This is a genomic window from Polaromonas sp. P2_G11 (assembly GCF_056403595.1).
This window is the reverse complement of record NZ_JBFUFE010000006.1, coordinates 188,260-203,748: the sequence shown is the minus strand read 5'-3', so window position 1 is coordinate 203,748 and position 15,489 is coordinate 188,260. Positions and strand designations below refer to the sequence as shown.

Annotated in this window: 14 protein-coding genes; 9 read left to right on the top strand and 5 right to left on the bottom strand. The window is 60.6% G+C overall.

What is annotated here, in order from left to right:
• Nucleotides 1-388: 388 nt before the first annotated feature.
• Together AC1DWQ_RS21020 and argF are read left to right on the top strand one after the other, a co-directional pair.
• Complete coding sequence (locus AC1DWQ_RS21020; RefSeq protein ID WP_477671383.1) at nucleotides 389-1,606, top strand: acetylornithine/succinylornithine family transaminase; 1,218 nt, start codon at nucleotides 389-391, stop codon at nucleotides 1,604-1,606.
• A complete protein-coding gene (gene argF / locus AC1DWQ_RS21015) occupies nucleotides 1,603-2,547 on the top strand; it encodes an ornithine carbamoyltransferase (RefSeq protein ID WP_477671382.1) in 945 nt (314 codons plus the stop codon). The genes AC1DWQ_RS21020 and argF overlap by 4 nt, the downstream gene beginning before the upstream one ends.
• A 52-nt stretch (nucleotides 2,548-2,599) precedes the next feature.
• On the opposite strand, the gene glk is transcribed toward argF, so the two are convergent.
• The gene (gene glk / locus AC1DWQ_RS21010; protein ID WP_477671381.1) at nucleotides 2,600-3,625 is read right to left on the bottom strand and encodes a glucokinase; all 1,026 of its coding nucleotides are present in this window, start codon (nucleotides 3,623-3,625) and stop codon (nucleotides 2,600-2,602) included.
• Nucleotides 3,626-3,662: 37 nt separating this feature from the next.
• Nucleotides 3,663-4,664: a Bug family tripartite tricarboxylate transporter substrate binding protein gene (locus tag AC1DWQ_RS21005; RefSeq protein ID WP_477671380.1), complete on the bottom strand. Its 1,002-nt coding sequence runs from the start codon at nucleotides 4,662-4,664 to the stop codon at nucleotides 3,663-3,665.
• 188 nt (nucleotides 4,665-4,852) lie between these two features.
• Between AC1DWQ_RS21005 and AC1DWQ_RS21000 the strand changes: the two genes are divergently transcribed.
• On the top strand, nucleotides 4,853-6,205 hold the full coding sequence (locus AC1DWQ_RS21000; RefSeq protein WP_477671379.1) for a class-II fumarase/aspartase family protein: 1,353 nt from the start codon (nucleotides 4,853-4,855) through the stop codon (nucleotides 6,203-6,205).
• Nucleotides 6,206-6,230: 25 nt separating this feature from the next.
• Nucleotides 6,231-7,289 carry an oxidoreductase gene (locus tag AC1DWQ_RS20995; RefSeq protein WP_477671378.1) on the top strand — a complete coding sequence of 353 codons (1,059 nt, stop codon included), beginning with the start codon at nucleotides 6,231-6,233 and terminating at the stop codon, nucleotides 7,287-7,289.
• Between the two features lie 21 nt (nucleotides 7,290-7,310).
• On the opposite strand, the gene AC1DWQ_RS20990 is transcribed toward AC1DWQ_RS20995, so the two are convergent.
• A complete protein-coding gene (locus AC1DWQ_RS20990; protein WP_477671377.1) occupies nucleotides 7,311-8,468 on the bottom strand; it encodes a GntR family transcriptional regulator in 1,158 nt (385 codons plus the stop codon).
• Nucleotides 8,469-8,566: 98 nt separating this feature from the next.
• Nucleotides 8,567-9,331, bottom strand: coding sequence for an SDR family oxidoreductase (locus tag AC1DWQ_RS20985; RefSeq protein ID WP_477666272.1), 765 nt, complete (start codon nucleotides 9,329-9,331; stop codon nucleotides 8,567-8,569).
• A gap of 224 nt (nucleotides 9,332-9,555) precedes the next feature.
• Between AC1DWQ_RS20985 and kynB the strand changes: the two genes are divergently transcribed.
• From kynB to kynA, 3 genes are all read left to right on the top strand, one after another.
• Complete coding sequence (gene kynB / locus AC1DWQ_RS20980) at nucleotides 9,556-10,215, top strand: arylformamidase (RefSeq protein ID WP_477671376.1); 660 nt, start codon at nucleotides 9,556-9,558, stop codon at nucleotides 10,213-10,215.
• Nucleotides 10,216-10,225: 10 nt separating this feature from the next.
• The gene (gene kynU / locus AC1DWQ_RS20975; RefSeq protein WP_477671375.1) at nucleotides 10,226-11,506 is read left to right on the top strand and encodes a kynureninase; all 1,281 of its coding nucleotides are present in this window, start codon (nucleotides 10,226-10,228) and stop codon (nucleotides 11,504-11,506) included.
• A 135-nt stretch (nucleotides 11,507-11,641) separates the two neighbouring features.
• On the top strand, nucleotides 11,642-12,487 hold the full coding sequence (kynA, locus tag AC1DWQ_RS20970) for a tryptophan 2,3-dioxygenase (protein ID WP_477671374.1): 846 nt from the start codon (nucleotides 11,642-11,644) through the stop codon (nucleotides 12,485-12,487).
• 40 nt (nucleotides 12,488-12,527) lie between these two features.
• Here kynA and AC1DWQ_RS20965 read toward each other — a convergent pair whose 3' ends face one another.
• Nucleotides 12,528-13,451 carry a GlxA family transcriptional regulator gene (locus AC1DWQ_RS20965; protein WP_477671615.1) on the bottom strand — a complete coding sequence of 308 codons (924 nt, stop codon included), beginning with the start codon at nucleotides 13,449-13,451 and terminating at the stop codon, nucleotides 12,528-12,530.
• Nucleotides 13,452-13,533: 82 nt separating this feature from the next.
• On the opposite strand from AC1DWQ_RS20965, the gene AC1DWQ_RS20960 reads away from it, so the two are divergent.
• The gene (locus tag AC1DWQ_RS20960; protein WP_477671373.1) at nucleotides 13,534-14,211 is read left to right on the top strand and encodes a DJ-1/PfpI family protein; all 678 of its coding nucleotides are present in this window, start codon (nucleotides 13,534-13,536) and stop codon (nucleotides 14,209-14,211) included.
• 27 nt (nucleotides 14,212-14,238) lie between these two features.
• A complete protein-coding gene (locus AC1DWQ_RS20955) occupies nucleotides 14,239-15,219 on the top strand; it encodes a tripartite tricarboxylate transporter substrate-binding protein (protein WP_477671372.1) in 981 nt (326 codons plus the stop codon).
• Nucleotides 15,220-15,489: the final 270 nt, after the last annotated feature.

Genomic DNA, 15,489 nt, shown 5'->3' with positions numbered 1-15,489 from the left:
TTCACCCCATGCTGCACCGCACAACAATTCTATCTTATTTGCGACTCTTATATAAGACTTGATGCCTGATTTTCAACATCAGGAGGCGCCAGGCGCCTGCATTGCAGTGATGCAGGATCGTCACAAAAGCCTGCAAACTCTGCGCCTAAAATCAACCTGTACTCCGGCCCAAAGGTATCGGAACAAAGTGAAAGTGATGGATTCGGGCCTAGGCCTAGGCGCAAACCGCAGACATAGCTTTGGCTATGGCGAGGATTTGCAACGACGGCATGGGCTCGAAGGCGCACTTTCATGTTTCGATACCTCTGGGTCGGAGTACCTGGCCTGCTTCACTTGTTGCGGGCCTCCGATTTTCAGCCCTGTTACAGCCCTTGTTCCGGAGTTCTCCATGACCGCAGCCCTTCCCAAGCACATCGAAGCCGCCTCCCCTCACGTGATGAACACCTACGGCCGCCTGCCCATCGCGCTGGACCACGGCCAGGGCTGCCGCGTCTGGGACGTCAATGGCAAGGCTTACCTCGACGCGCTGGGCGGCATTGCCGTCAATACCCTGGGCCACAACCATCCAAAGCTGGTGCCCGCCCTGCAGGACCAGATCGCCAAGCTCATCCACAGCTCCAATTACTACCACGTGCCTCTGCAGGAAACCCTGGCCGCCAGACTGGTGGAGCTGTCGGGTCTGGAAAACGTGTTTTTCTGCTCCACGGGCCTGGAAGCCAATGAAGCCGCGCTCAAGCTGGCGCGCAAGTTCGGCCATGACAAGGGCATTGAGCGTCCCGAAATCGTCGTCTATGAGAAAGCCTTTCACGGCCGCAGCATCGCCACCCTGAGCGCCACCGGCAACCCCAAGGTCCAGGCCGGCTTCGGCCCACTGGTGGAGGGATTTATCCGCGTACCGCTCAACAACATCGATGCGCTAAAAGCCGCTACGGCCAATAACCCCAATGTCGTCGCCGTATTCTTTGAAGCCATCCAGGGCGAAGGCGGCATCAACAGCATGAAAGACGAATACCTGCGCGACGTGCGGGCGCTGTGCGACGAGCGCGACTGGCTGCTGATGATCGATGAAGTGCAATGCGGCATGGGCCGCACCGGCAAATGGTTTGCGCACCAGTGGGCGGGCATCAAGCCCGACGTGATGCCGCTGGCCAAGGGCCTGGGCTCTGGCGTGCCGATTGGCGCAGTCGTTGCCGGCCCCAAGGCCGCCCACATCTTTAGCCCCGGCAATCACGGCACGACTTTTGGCGGCAACCCGCTGGCCATGCGCGCCGGAGTGGAAACCCTGCGCATCATGGAAGAAGAAGGCCTGCTTGCCAACGCCGTGAAGGTGGGCGACCACCTTCGCGCGGCGTTGGCCCGGGAACTGGCCGGCGAAAAAGGTTTGAAAGAAATCCGCGGCCGCGGCCTGATGCTGGGCATTGAGCTGACAGTGCCTTGCGGCGAGCTGCTCGCCCGCGCCGCCGAAAACGGCCTGCTGCTGAGCGTGACCGCTGACACCGTGATCCGCATGGTGCCTTCGCTGATCATGACCACAGCTGAAGCCGACGAAGCGGTGGCCATCCTGGTTCCGCTGATCAAGCAGCTTTTGAAAGAGAAAAACGCGTGACCACTGCGATCCCCTCCACGCCTGCTGCCGTGCGGCACTATTTGCAGTTCAGCGACCTGAACGCGGCCGAATACGCCTATGTTTTCGAGCGCGCCGCCATCATCAAGAAGAAGTTCAAGGCCTACGAAAAACACCAGCCCCTGGTCGACCGCACGCTGGCGATGATTTTCGAAAAAGCTTCGACGCGCACGCGCGTGAGCTTTGAAGCCGGCATGTACCAGTTGGGCGGCAGTGTGGTGCACCTGACCACCGGCGACAGCCAGCTGGGCCGTGCCGAGCCGATTGAAGACAGCGCCAAGGTCATCAGCCGCATGGTCGACCTGGTGATGATCCGCACCTTCGAGCAAACCAAGATCGACCGCTTCGCCGAGCACTCGCGCGTGCCGGTCATCAACGGCCTGACCAATGAATTCCACCCTTGCCAGATCCTGGCCGACATCTTCACCTACATCGAGCACCGCGGCTCCATCAAGGGCAAGACAGTGGCCTGGGTGGGTGACGGCAACAACATGGCCAATACCTGGCTGCAGGCCAGCGAAATCCTCGGCTTCAAGGTGCACGTGAGCACCCCGGGCGGCTACGAGGTTGACCAGTCCATCGCCGGCATCCGTTCGGCCGAAAGCTACAAGGTCTTCAAGGACCCGATGCAGGCGTGCGCTGGTGCCGACCTGGTCACCACCGACGTATGGACCAGCATGGGCTATGAGGCCGAAAACGAAGCACGCAAGAAAGCTTTTGCGGACTGGTGCGTGGACGCCGAAATGATGGCCGCGGCCAAACCCGACGCGCTTTTCATGCATTGCCTGCCTGCCCACCGCGGCGAAGAAGTCGAAGCCGAAGTGATCGACGGCCCGCAGTCCGTGGTCTGGGATGAGGCTGAAAACAGGATGCACGCACAAAAGGCACTCATGGAGTTCCTTTTGCTCGGGCAGCTCGCGTAAACACTGAGCGATCAACGATAGGGCATGAGTTCCATCGGCACCGCGAGCCGCGTCACCCGTCTCGCGGAACACCAGGCACTGAAGCGGACGGGCTGTCCAACGCAATTGCGGCACCGCGAAGCGCAGGTGATTGCCCGGACTGAATGACGTACACCGGCACGTCTGCCAGAAACTGTGCAAAGCGGCCCTTTGCCTTGAAGCGTTGCCCAAACGCCGTATGCTCGAAAACTTCTCCCATGCGCGGAACGATGCCGCCGCCGATAAATATCCCGCCGCGAGCGCCGAGCGTCAGTGCCAGATTGCCCGCGACCGTTCCGAGGAACGCGCAGAAAAGATCGAGTGCTTCGCGAGACCAGGGATCACCCCCATCCAGTGCTGCCGACGCTACGGTCGCCGCATCAAGCCCGGCGTCAGGTGCACAGCCGTCAACCTCTTTGATGGCCAGGTAAATATCGACCAGGCCCTGGCCGCATACGGCTCTCTCGGCCGAAACATGCCCGTAGCGGCGGCTTAGCCAACGGAGTACCGCTTGCTCACGCGGTGTGCAAGCCGCCAAAGTAGCATGCCCTCCCTCCCCCTCGATCGGGATCCAGCCACCCTGCCCGTCGGGCAACAGCCCCGAAACGCCCAAACCGGTACCGGGCCCGATCAAACCCATCGCAGCGAAAGGGGCGGCCTTTGCGCCCTGAACCTGACGCAACTCCTCTGGCTTCAGCGTGGGCAGCGCCAGGGCCAGCGCCGTAAAGTCATTCAGCACCCGCAGCTTCGCGAATCCAAATTGCTCTTTCAGTGCCTTGATCGAGAAAGTCCAACGATGATTGGTCATTCGCACCTGATCCCCATGCACTGGATTGGCAATCGCGATTGCGCAGTCAGGAGGGGCGCTTCGCCCCACGACGCCCAGGTAATGCCGGATTGCATCCGCAAGGCTGGCATATCCAGCACAAGGCAATATCACCAGGTCATCGATGGATGCCCCGGCACCGGCACCGGCCTGCCACGCGAAGCGTGCGTTGGTCCCGCCGATGTCGGCCAAAAGCCGCCCACCGCCGCCAGGACTGCCGGGCAATGCAGTCATCTTTTTTTATCGCAACCGGGCCAGGATGAGCCGCTCGTCATTCCATGGTGATTTTTGCGGTCTTCACAATTTCGCGGTACAGCGAGGCCTGTGGACCGACGAACGCACGAAGCTCACGGCCGGTCATCGGAGCGACCGTGATGCCGGCTTCCGCCAGCTTTGTGCGCACGTCTGACTGCGCGAGTGCGTCCAGCAATGCCTTTTCATAAGCGGCCACGATAGAGGGGGAGGTTCCCGCTTTCACAAACAGGCCTTGCCAGAGCGGCAGCGAAATTCCGTTGAAGCCCTCTTCCTCGCCAATGCGCCTGACATTCGGCAGTTGCGGAACGCGTGCACTATCCGACACCGACAGGGCCTTGATCTTGCCCTCCTTGAGAAAGGGCATCGCCGTCGACAAGACCAGCACCGCGCTGTCTACCTGGCCACCCACAAGATCATTCACGATCTGGGCACCACCACGGTACGGGATATGCAACATTTCCACCTTTGCCCGCTTGTTGATAAGCGACCCATAGAGATGTTGCATCGTCGCAATTCCGGGTGTTGCGTAATTGAAGTTCTCTTTACCGCTTTTTCTCAGCGCGCCCGCCAGGTCGGAAAGCGTCGCGTGGGGCGAACCCGCGGGGACGGCGAATACCAGCGGCACCGTGGTCATTCTTCCAACCGGCAGAAGGTCCTTCTCCCAATCCAGCCTGGTCTTCGGATTGACCATGGGCACCAGCACGGTATCCGTACCTCCCATGTAGATCAGGTTACCGTCAGCTGGCGCATTGAGCACTTTTTGCGCGGCAATCATGCCGCTGGCGCCCGCAACGTTCTCGACGATGACCTGACGCCCCAGGCGCTTTGACAGTTCGGCCCCCACAACACGGGCAACCAGGTCGGCACTGCCGCCGGCAGAGTACCCGACTATCAGCGATACAGGCTTGTCCGATTGTGCGCGGCCAATGCCCGGTAATAACGCGCCGGCGCCCAGCAAGGCAAGCTGGTTCAACAGCCTGCGACGCCCGGATCGCTGGCGAGCAAAAAAATCTTCCATGACGTGTCTCCATGTTTTATGTACCCGCTGAATGCATGGCGAGTATATTGTATTTGTATTTATTGTAATTTGTATTAATTTTAAATTTATTCTATATAAAACATAGAATTACACAAATACAATATGTATCAATCAAAAATTTTAGCGAGCATGCCAATAGGCTTGCCGCGTCACAATCCAAGCCGTCCATGAATACCAGTATGTTTGAATCATTTATTACCGGCCACTGGTTCAGCGGCGAAGCCAAACGCATCTGGAGCGACAGGGCCACGTTGCAGGCATGGCTCGATGTTGAAGCAGCACTGGCTCATGCCCAAGCCGAACTCGGCGTCATTCCCACCGAGGCTGCGCAAATCATCGGGAAGAAGGCCGATGCCCGGCTCTTCGATCTGGAACGCCTGTCCCGGGACATCGCGTTTGCTCAACATCCGCTCGTTCCCGTCCTCTCCCAGTTCGAGGAACTGTGCGGCGACCCAGCGGCGGGCTATATCCATTGGGGGGCGACGACCCAGAACATCTTCGATACCGCCAGTTCACTGCAGATGCGCGAGACACACCACTTGTTGACGGGTCATCTGGATGCAGCCATCGCCACACTTGGCAGGCTGGCGCAGGAACACCGGGCAACGGTGATGGCGGGCCGTACACACGGTCAACATGCATTGCCAATGACGTTCGGCTTCAAGCTTGCCGGCTGGATCGACGAACTGGATCGGGATCGGGATCGCCTGACGCAGCGTCTGGCCTCGTCGTTCGTCGCGTGCATGGGCGGTGCGATAGGCACTTTCGCAGCGATGGGCATCAAAGGCCGGACCGTGGAAGCGCGCATGGCCGAGCAACTCGGGTTACCGCCAGCCGGGCTGCCAAGCCGTTCGTCTTACGACCGCGTGTGCGACTACATTTCAGCACTGGGGCTGCTTGCAGGTTCCGCGCAGAAAATCGCGCAAGACGTCGTATTCATGCAGCGCACAGAAATCGGGGAGATTGCGGAAGCGTTTCACATGGGCAAGGTAGGCAGCTCGACCATGGCGCAAAAACGCAATCCGTCCACCGCGCTGCTGTTGGTCAGCCTTGCGCGCATGATGCGGATGCGGGTGCCTGCGGCCCTTGAAGCAATGGTGCGAATGGACGAAGGCGACTCGTCGGCAACCAACGTGACCGACACCTTGCTTCCAGAAATCGCCGTCATCTCGGCGTCCATTGCCGAGACCCTTGCCAGGCTGGCAAAGGGTCTTACCGTGAACACTGAGGCGATGCGGCACAATCTTGAATTATCGAACGGCCTGATCGCTTCAGAAGCCGTCATGATGCGGCTTACCAGGCTGATGGGACGCCACGAAGCACACAAGGTACTCTACGAAGCAGCGCAACGGTCCCAATCCGAAGGCGTTCCGTTTATAACAAGCATCAGTGAGCACCCGATGTTTGCAAAGCATGGGCTTCCTGAGGGCCTGGCCCAGGCCCTTGTTGCGAGCAACTATGTGGGCGAATCGGCGGCAATCACGATTGAGACGGTCGAGCGCGTGATGCAACCTCGATAAGCGGTCAACCTAAAAGGGACACCTTGTGCTTAAAACTCTCTCCGTTGGCATCGTCGGTTACGGTTACGCCACCAAAACGTTTCATGCGCCTTTGATAGCTGGAGTCCCGGGGCTCAGACTTGCCGCGATTTCAAGCAGCAATCCTTCCAAGGTGTATGCCGACTGGCCCGACGTGCAGGTCGAGGCAACTGCAGAGCGGATTTTTGCGCGTCCGGACATTGACCTTGTGGTGATACCAACACCCAACGACACACATTTTTCGCTCGCTTGCGCAGGGCTGGCCGCGGGCAAGCATGTGGTGGTCGACAAACCCTTTACGGTAACGTTGGACGAAGCGCGGCAATTGCAGGCAAAAGCACAAGCCGCTGGGCGCTTGCTTTCGGTCTTCCACAACCGTCGCTGGGATGCAGACTTCCTTACGCTGCGCCAGGTCATTGCCTCCGGTGAGCTGGGGAAAATCGTTCATTTTGAATCGCACTTCGATCGCTACCGGCCGGAAGTTCTTGCCCGTTGGCGCGAACAAGCCGATACGGGCGGTGGACTCTGGTACGACCTTGGAGCCCATTTGCTGGATCAGGCACTGCAGCTATTCGGGCTTCCCGAATCGATTGCACTCGACCTGGCAGAACAACGCAATGGCGCAAAGACTCCCGACTGGTTTCACGCCGTGTTGCGCCATGGCCAAAGCCGGGTCATTCTGCATGGCAGTGCCCTGACGCCGGCGCCGGGGTCGCGCTTCACAGTGCATGGAAGCCTGGGCAGTTTCCTCAAGATGGGTCTTGATCCACAAGAAAATGCGCTAAAAGCCGGAAAGCATCCACCCGCCCTGGACTGGGGAGTTGATCCCTTGCCTGCCGAGGTTTCAGTTTGGACGGACGGCGCTTGCGTAAGGCGCGAAATAAACTGCGTTGCGGGTGACTACCCTGCCTACTACAGCGCAGTACGCGATGCCATCCATGGCAAGGGCATCAATCCCGTCACGGCCAATGATGCGATGCAGGTCATCGGTTTGATTGAGCTGGGACTGCGGAGCGCGCGAGAGGGTCGCACAATGCCCGTTTCTGCCATCGAATTCCAGGCATGACAGCACGCGTTCGGCAAATGATCAGGAACCGGTGGCAAGCGCCTGGCTGCGAGTTTTGACGGACTTCCGCAAACCCTGTTCGTGCGGCTCACCAGCCATCGGCAGGGTGGCTATCGATTGACCGGCGTAAGTCGTTACAGGAATCAGGCGTACGCCATAGGGGATTGAGGGGTCGGCCCATCGTGCGTTGATGGCCTGATACAAATACTCGACCTGATCGGCCACGCTGCACCCGATCGTGTCGAAGAAGTTGGCGTGCTCGTTCGCAAGATCCGTACGTCCCAGCAACACCACACTCAGCAGTGCGGGTATGCCAACGCCAGCTTCTTGCAGCAGTTCCCGAAATCTGGCGCCATCCTCGATGCCCCACGCCACCAACGCGGTGAAAGGTAGCTGCCCCGAGGCATCCAGACTGGCCTTGATCATCCCCACAAGCACCGCTTCGTAGTTCTCATCAGGCAGGTGCGGCACAGTGATCACCTGAAGCTCAATTCCTGTCAGGGTGGTCTGCAGGTAGTCGAACCGCCGCCGTCCCATCTGGGTTGCCAGAAATGGGTGCGACGTTGTTGCGTATGCAATGCGGCGATGACCTTGCTGCTGCAAAAGCGTGATCGCCGCAGCCAGCGGCTCCCCCCACTCCATGCCGACCACCTCGACATCGGCCCCGGCGAGCGCCGCGCCATCCACGGCCAACGCATCGCATTTCTCTTTCAGCGCTGCGAGCAAATCAATCGTGATGGTTTTGTAGCTCGACTGAACCACGCAGGCGTCAAAGCGGGGCGAACCCTTCAAGATGGTCCGCGCGTGGGCGGGATCGGTGTAGGAAACTTCAAGTACGCGGTGGCCGTCAGCGGTAAAGCGACGCTGTAGCCCTTCTATCAACACACGGCCGCGGGCAATGCTGATGGAACGGCGCAGCAGCAGCACCGACCTTCCGGCCGGCGACGAGGCGCCGGGGCCGACGCCAGCCTCGCCTTCCACGCGGAAATAGGTCCCCCGCCCTACCTGCGATGCAATCAGCCCCCTGGCTTTCAGGCCCTGGAAGGCACGCTGAATCACCATCTGGGAGACGGCAAACCGGCGCATCAAATCCCGAATGGTCGGAAGGCGATCCCCGGGCTGGGCAGTACGTGCCAACTCTTCGAGGTACTGTTCCAGATCAGATGCTGTATTGCTCATATACATACAATACAACACATTTCACGCAACCCTCAATTGCCCTGGCTATGCGCCATGCATACCTTGAGCAATATGCGCCGGGCTCAACACAACATCCCTCAACCGCGGCCCACAAACGGCATCTTCGTGGCCATGATGGTCATGAACTGCACATTGGTTGACAACGGCAACGACGCCATGTGCACCACCGCATCGGCGACTTCCTTCGCATCCATCATCGGCTCAATGGCGATCTCGCCGTTGGCCTGGGGCACGCCCTTGGCCATGCGGGCCGCGAGCTCTGTCATGGCGTTGCCGATGTCGATCTGGCCGCAGGCGATGTTGTACTTGCGCCCGTCCAGCGAGATGGATTTCGTCAGGCCCGTGATGGCGTGCTTGGTGGAGGTATAGGGCGCTGAGTTGGGCCGAGGCGCATGGGCCGAAATCGAGCCGTTGTTGATGATGCGGCCGCCTTGGGGCAACTGGTCTTTCATCAACTTGATGGCGGCCTGCGCACAGAGGAAGGAGCCGGTCAGGTTGATGTTGACCACATTGGTCCACTGCTCAAACGTGATGTCTTCGAGGTTGACGGGCGGCGCGCCCACACCGGCGTTGTTGAACAGCAAGTCCAGCCGGCCGAACTTTTCCTTGACCCTGGCGAATGCCGCCGCCACGGAGTCGGGCTGGCTCACGTCGGTTGGCAAAGCCAGCGCGCGGTCTGTGCCCGATTCTTTGGCAACCTCGTTGAGCGGCTCGGCGCGGCGGCCCACCAGCGCCACGCTGTAGCCTTCACGCAGCAGGGCCAGGGCCACAGCCTTGCCAATGCCAGTGCCCGCGCCGGTGACGAGTGCGACTTTGCCGCTGGACTTGTTCTCGGAATTCATGGTGTGCCTTTGTCTCTTTGAAGGGGGTTGTAAAGGCGCTCTGGTCAATCGATGCCGCAACGAGCGCTACAGCCTTTAATTGTGCCCGAGGCTGACGGGTTCCACAGGCCGCGCCCGACGACTGCGCCGTCCGCTTTTGCCAGGTACTTTAGGTTTCAACTATTTTCGAGATTGTTGGAAATAACCGACACCACGGCTTTTTTGCCGGTGCTACCTTTGCACCCATGACAGCCCGCACCTCCGCTTCCACCACATCACCACCGCGAAAACTCTGGGACATCTCACCGTCGGTGGATGAAAACGCCGCGGTGTTCCCCGGCGACACGGCCTATTCGCAGCAGTTGCATTTTTCGCTGACGCCGGACTGCCCGGTCAACGTCAACAGCATCACACTTTCGCCCCATACCGGCGCGCATGCCGATGCGCCGCTGCACTATGCCAACGGTGAAACCAGCGTCGGCGAACTCGACCTCGCGCCCTACCTCGGGCCGTGCCGCGTGATCCACTGCATGGACTGCGGCCCGCTGGTGCAGCCGGAACACATCGCCCACGCGCTGGAAAACCTGCCGCCCCGCGTGTTGCTGCGTACCTCAGCGGCAGCCAGTCAGTCATGGGCATCATTTACGGCCATAGCCCCCGCCACGCTTGCGCTGCTAGCTACCAAAAACATAGCACTTGTCGGCATTGACACGCCCAGCGTGGACCCGGCCACCAGCCAGGACTTGCCCAGCCACCACCAGTTGCTGGCGCACGGCCTGCGCGTGCTCGAAAACCTGGTGCTCGACGACGTAGCCGAAGGCGACTACGAACTCATTGCCCTGCCGCTCAAACTCACCCGGGCCGACGCCTCACCCGTTCGCGCAGTCCTGCGTGAACTTCCATGAAGACCACTCCATGAGCACTTTGCAAGACTGCCGCGCCCTCGATGCGCAAGACCCGCTGCGCACGCTGCGCCGGCAATTCACCCTGCCCGAAGATGTGATCTACCTCGACGGCAATTCGCTGGGCGTGCTGCCCAAAACAGCCGCCGCTCGCGTCGCTGAAGCCGTGACCGCCGAATGGGGCCAGGGCCTGATACGCTCCTGGAACAGTGCCGGCTGGTTTGAGCTGCCGCAACGCCTGGGCAACAAGATTGCCCGGCTGATAGGTGCAGCCCCCGGCGAAGTAGTGGCCACCGACAGCACCTCCATCAACCTCTACAAGGTGCTGAGCGCTGCACTGCACATCGCGGCCCAGGACGCGTCCACGCGCAAGGTCATCGTCAGCGAGCGCAGCAACTTCCCGACCGACCTCTACATCGCCGAAGCCCTGTGCCGGGAACGCGGCTTTCGGCTGCGACTGGTCGAGCCCGAAGAGATTGCCGCCGCGCTCACCAGCGAAGTGGCCGTGCTGATGCTGACCCACGTGAACTACCGCACCGGCGCCATGCACGACATGGCCGCCGTCACCGCCGCAGCGCATGCAGCAGGCGCACTCACCGTCTGGGACCTGGCCCACAGCGCGGGCGCCGTGCCGGTGGACCTGAATGCGGCGAAAGCCGATTTCTCGATTGGCTGCGGCTACAAATACCTTAACGGGGGCCCCGGCGCACCGGCCTTTGTCTGGGTCAACCCCAAACACGCAGACCGCTTCTGGCAGCCGCTGGCCGGCTGGTGGGGCCATGCAGCACCTTTTGAATTCACTCCGGACTACCGCCCCGCTGCAGGAATCGCACGTTATCTGTGCGGCACCCAGCCCATCCTGAGCATGACCGCGCTGGAGTGCGGGCTGGACACCGTGCTGGCCGCCGAGGCATTCGGCGGCATGCAGGCCCTGCGCAAAAAATCGCTGGCACTGACCGACCTGTTTATTCAACTCGTGGAAGAACGCTGCGCGGGCCACGGCCTGGGCCTGGCCACACCGCGCGAACATTCCCGGCGTGGCTCACAGGTCTGCCTGACCAAAACCCAGGGCGCCTACGCCATCGTGCAAGCGCTGATCGCGCGCGGCGTCATCGGCGACTTCCGCGCCGGAGACGGCGGCGCCGGCAAGCACCTCGACATCCTCCGCTTCGGCTTCACACCGCTCTACATCGGTTTTGAGGACGTCTGGAACGCCGTCGAACAGTTGAAGCAGGTGCTGGAAACCGCCGAATGGCAAAAATCCGAGTTCAACCAGAAGCACGCGGTCACATGATGACATGGCCCCCACGGTCGTCCACTGCGTGCAGCCTGCGGCTTCTCCCTGCCCCTTTCATCACAAGAGGGACCGCTGCGCCTGCGGCCCCTGCTTGTTTCAATACCCAGATCGCTTTTCCGTGAAAGATCATCCATGAACACACAACGGCCGGCAGACATCGTGCGCGACGAAAAAGCGCAGCTCGACTTCAGTCACTCGATGAGCTATGGCGACTACCTGCAGCTCGACGCAATCCTGGGCGCGCAAAAACCGCTCTCGCCCGACCACAACGAAATGCTGTTTATCATCCAGCACCAGACCAGCGAACTCTGGATGAAGCTGATGCTGCACGAACTGCGCGCCGCGATCGCCAACGTCGCGAAAGACGAGCTGGGCGGCGCCTTCAAGATGCTGGCACGCGTGAGCAAGATCATGGAGCAGCTGGTGCACGCCTGGGACGTGCTGGCCACCATGACGCCGCCCGAGTACAGCGCGATTCGCCCTTACCTGGCCAACTCCAGCGGCTTTCAAAGCGCGCAATACCGCTGCATCGAATTCGCGCTCGGCAACAAGAACGCCGCCATGCTCAAGCCGCATGCGCACCGGCCCGACCTGCTCGCGCAGGTACAAGCCGCGTATGAGACCCCGTCACTCTATGACGAAGCCCTGCGCCTGCTGGCCCGCCGCGGCCTGGCCGTACCGGCCAGCCATACGCAGCGTGACTGGACGCAAGGTTATGCCGAAAGCGATGAGGTTGAGCAGGCCTGGCTCGTGGTGTATCGCGACCCCAAGAAGTACTGGGACCTGTACCAGCTCGGCGAAGAACTCACTGACCTGGAAGACGCTTTCCGGCTCTGGCGCTTCCGGCATGTCACGACTGTGGAGCGCGTGATCGGGTTCAAGCGAGGGACTGGTGGGACGGGCGGCGTCAGCTACCTGCGCAAGATGCTGGATGTAGTCCTGTTTCCGGAGATATGGAAGTTGCGGACTGACTTATAGGCGCGATGGATACAGGTGGCGGACTCTGGGGCTTTGGTGATCAGCAAGCGCCGCCGGCACGATTACGCGCTGCGGCCGCCGTCCTGGAAATACCCCGGGTCGATCCGGTATGCCTCTGGACTTCCTTCCCCGACAGACACCCCGAGCTGGCGAGGATTTCCGCCTGTTCACACCGCAAGCTGTTGAGTGCGGCTATGGGACCCATGCCGAAGTTTTCCGCAAACTTGCGCTGAAAAGTGCGCCGGGACATATTGCACATATCCGCCATCTCGTCGACGGACCATTCGTGATCAAGCCGGGCCTGCAACAACTCGATCAACTGGCGAAATGGTGCAACGGCCCGATCCTGAATCCTCAGGGCCTGGCTGTACTGGCGCTGATCGCCGTCCCTGCGTAAATAGACAAGCAGCCGCCGCGCGACACGCTGCGAGATGTCGGCGCCATGGTCGCGCTCGATAAGGGCCAGCGCGAGGTCGATGCCGGCGGTAACACCCGCCGTGGTCCAGTACTTGCCGCTTTCGCAGTAGATCTTGTCGTCGTTAACCCTGAGGTCCGGAAAGTCCCGCTGCAATCTCTCGGCGGATCGCCAGTGGGTGGTGACCTCCCGGCCACTCAACAGCCCGGTGGCGGCGAGCAGGAAGGCCCCCGTGCAAACGCTGCAGGTTCTACGTGTGGCCTGGTCTCTTTCCCGCAGCCAGTTGACCAATTGAAGATCGGCACATGCCGCATGGATACCGCCACCGCCCGGCACCACCAGCGCATCGATCGGCAATGCCGCGGCAGCCCCCAGATCGTGGTCCACATGGATTTTCAGTGCACCATCGGCGCTCGTTACAACGTCCTTCCGTGCCACAGTGATCAGGCGATACGCCGGAACGCCCACCTCTTCATTTGCCGTGGCAAATGCCTGCCACGGCCCGGCGAGGTCAATGGGCTGGAAGCCGTCAAACAAGAGAAATGCCACCCATTTTGGCGCACATTCGCCCGCTTTTGGCACTGTCCCTGCGGCACCTGGCCTTACCGTCAGCGTATTAAGGAGGGTGTTCATGAAAGTTAATATTATTCTCTTCAATGCACTGACACAACTTGATTTGACAGGGCCCTTTGAAGTCCTGGCACGTGTGCCGGGGGTGCATGTCGAGCTCGTAGGGAAGTCACTGGAGCCAGTCCGCTCGGACCGCGGCCTCACGCTGACACCCACCACGACCATCGCAAACGCACCGCCCTGCGACCTGCTGGTGGTGCCGGGGGGACCTGGAACCGACGACGCCATACTGGACGCCGAGTGGGTCAATTTCACCCGCAGGCAAGCAAAGTCAGCGAAGTACATCTTCGGTATCTGTACGGGTTCGTTGCTGCTCGGCGCCGCGGGCCTTCTCAAGGGCAGGCGAAGCACCTGCCACTGGCAGGCCATCGATTTTCTGCCGGCGTTCGGTGCCATCGTCACCAGAGAGCGCATGTGTGTGGACGGAAATATCTTCACGGCGGGCGGCGTGACATCCGGCATCGACATGGCCTTGAAGGTCGTCGCAATGCTGAAGGGAGACGAAACAGCCAAGCAAATCCAGCTCCAGATCGAATACGACCCCAAGCCGCCCTTTCCAGGTGGTACGCCCTTTACATCGGAGCCGGCCATCATCGAGAAATGCCTGGCAGCGACGCAGGCGCGGCGAGCCCTGCGGGCCTCGGCCGTCGGCTATGCGGCCCTTCGCATGCCAGTCTGAAAAGTACCGGTAACACTGGAGAAACTTATGAGCAAGAAACTGTTTTCACTGGTTTTTTGGGCCTTGCTGGCATGCGGCATGGGCGCGCAGGCGCAAGGTGTTTACCCCTCGAAACCGGTGACATTGATTGTTCCCTACCCCGCAGGAGGTCCTATGGACAAGCTCGCGCGGGAGCTTGCCTTACCGCTGGAAAAGCAGTTAGGGCAATCCATCATCATCCAGAACCTGTCAGGCGCCGGCGGCAACCTGGGCAGTACCATCGCCTTGCGTGCGGCTGCCGACGGCTATACCCTGCTGTTGAACCATATCGGGATGGCGACAGCCCCTGCGCTATACCGCCGCCTCGGTTTCAACCCGGAGACGGACTTCGAACCTTTGGGCATCATGGCTGAATCGCCACTGATGCTGGTGACGCGCCCACAGATAGCTACGGGCTCAGCGGTTGAGCTGGTGCGGTGGATAGCCACGCAACCACAGGTCAAGCTTGCCAACGGCGGCATTGGGTCGGCGTCGCATCTGTGCGGCCTTCTCCTGCAGTCTTCGCTGGGCATCGGCATGACCACCGTTCCCTATCGCGGGACCGCACCGGCGTTGGCGGATTTACTGGGAGGCCATGTAGACCTGATGTGCGATTTGACAGCCAATGTGCTCCCTCATGTATTTAGCGGAAAAACCAGGCCCGTCGGCGTGACATCAGCCAAGCCACTCACCGTTCCCGGCGCCTCGGCGATCCCGACGCTCGAGAAATTCGGGATTCCCTCCGTCCGGCTTGGCGTCTGGTACGGCTTGTATGCGCCGAAGAACACGCCTCAGGCGGTACAAACCAGAATCAACGCTGCATTGCTGGGCGCAATCCAGACGGACGCATTCAAACGGGCACAGCTCGCTTCAGGAATCGATGTGGTTCGGGATGCGCGCAACACACCCGCGGGTCATCGCGAATACTTGCACAGCGAAATTGCACGCTGGACGCCGGTGATCAAGGCGGCGGGGGCCTACGCGGACTAGGGCTGCCCGGAAACGTAATCCATAAATCCCGATTGTTTTTCCGATCATCGGGAACGCCTGCTTGTCGGTCCATACAACCGAAGCAAATCCAACATCTTCTCTCCCAATACCTTCATCGCCACATCCCGCCCCCATCGCACCATCCCGCGGCCCACGGCATGCTGGTGGGCACCCGATCAGGTTGCGCATCACGCTGCCGGCAATGGCGTAGGTCACCACTAGCAGCGGCATCGGCGGCGTCAGCTTCCTGCGCAAGATGCTGGATGTCGT

Coding starts and splice junctions, on each gene's coding strand:
- AC1DWQ_RS20960 (WP_477671373.1), top strand. CDS start 13,534: ATGAAAGTTAATATTATTCTCTTCAATGCACTGACACAACTTGATTTG.
- AC1DWQ_RS21005 (WP_477671380.1), bottom strand. CDS start 4,664: ATGGAAGATTTTTTTGCTCGCCAGCGATCCGGGCGTCGCAGGCTGTTG.
- kynB (WP_477671376.1), top strand. CDS start 9,556: ATGACAGCCCGCACCTCCGCTTCCACCACATCACCACCGCGAAAACTC.
- AC1DWQ_RS20985 (WP_477666272.1), bottom strand. CDS start 9,331: ATGAATTCCGAGAACAAGTCCAGCGGCAAAGTCGCACTCGTCACCGGC.
- glk (WP_477671381.1), bottom strand. CDS start 3,625: ATGACTGCATTGCCCGGCAGTCCTGGCGGCGGTGGGCGGCTTTTGGCC.
- AC1DWQ_RS21000 (WP_477671379.1), top strand. CDS start 4,853: ATGAATACCAGTATGTTTGAATCATTTATTACCGGCCACTGGTTCAGC.
- kynU (WP_477671375.1), top strand. CDS start 10,226: ATGAGCACTTTGCAAGACTGCCGCGCCCTCGATGCGCAAGACCCGCTG.
- kynA (WP_477671374.1), top strand. CDS start 11,642: ATGAACACACAACGGCCGGCAGACATCGTGCGCGACGAAAAAGCGCAG.
- AC1DWQ_RS21020 (WP_477671383.1), top strand. CDS start 389: ATGACCGCAGCCCTTCCCAAGCACATCGAAGCCGCCTCCCCTCACGTG.
- AC1DWQ_RS20990 (WP_477671377.1), bottom strand. CDS start 8,468: ATGAGCAATACAGCATCTGATCTGGAACAGTACCTCGAAGAGTTGGCA.
- AC1DWQ_RS20955 (WP_477671372.1), top strand. CDS start 14,239: ATGAGCAAGAAACTGTTTTCACTGGTTTTTTGGGCCTTGCTGGCATGC.